Annotated in this window: 1 protein-coding gene; it reads right to left on the reverse strand. The window is 70.5% G+C overall.

The features are described 5' to 3' along the window. Positions 1-72: 72 nt before the first annotated feature. Positions 73-837, reverse strand: a 765-nt coding sequence (locus tag ACFWXO_RS39630; RefSeq protein ID WP_380530665.1) for an FAD-dependent oxidoreductase, incomplete at its 5' end; no start/stop codon positions are given.

An 837-nucleotide genomic window follows, 5' to 3' on the forward strand; every position in this document is an offset into this window, starting at 1 on the left:
GGGCGTGTGTGGGCATGGCAGCTCGGTGCGCCCCCGCCGGAGCGGGGCCGCACCGTCGGCACGTCCGGGTCGTCACATGTTGATCATGTGACCGGCGAGGCCGTGGATGGCCTCCTTGACCGCCTCGCCCAGGGTCGGGTGGGCGTGCACGTTGCGGGCGACCTCGTGGACGGTGAGGTCCCACTGCTGGGCCAGCGTCAGCTCGGGCAGCAGCTCGGTGACCTCGGGGCCGATCAGGTGGGCGCCGAGCAGCTCGCCGTGGGTGTTGTCGCAGATCACCTTGACGAAGCCGATCGGGTGGCCGAGGCCGTGCGCCTTGCCGTTCGCGGTGAACGGGAACTTGGCGACCTTGACGTCGTAGCCGAGGTCGCGGGCCTGGGCCTCGGTGTAGCCGAAGGAGGCGATCTGCGGCTGGCAGTAGGTGGCGCGCGGGATCATGGCGAAGTCGACCTCCATGGTCTCCGCCCCGCCGATCGTCTCGGCGGCGATCACGGCCATCGTCTCGGCGGCGTGCGCGAGCATCAGCTTGGCGGTGACGTCGCCGATCGCGAAGATGTGGTCGACGCTGGTACGGCCGCGGCCGTCGACCGCGATGGCGTTGCGGTCGGTCAGCTTGACGCCGGTGTTCTCCAGGCCGTAGCCGTTGACCCGCGGCGCGAAGCCGATCGCCTGGAGCACCTTGTCGGCCTCCAGCACCTGCTGCTGCCCGTCCTTGCTGACGGTCACCCGCACCTTGGCGTTCGGGTCGCTGTCGTCGATCGACTCGACCCGGGTCGAGGGGGGCCCCTCGATGCCCAGCTTTCGGGACTGCGTGGCCCGTTCGGTGGGGACCACGAC

This window comes from Kitasatospora sp. NPDC059088 (assembly GCF_042738155.1).
Lineage (GTDB): Bacteria > Actinomycetota > Actinomycetes > Streptomycetales > Streptomycetaceae > Kitasatospora.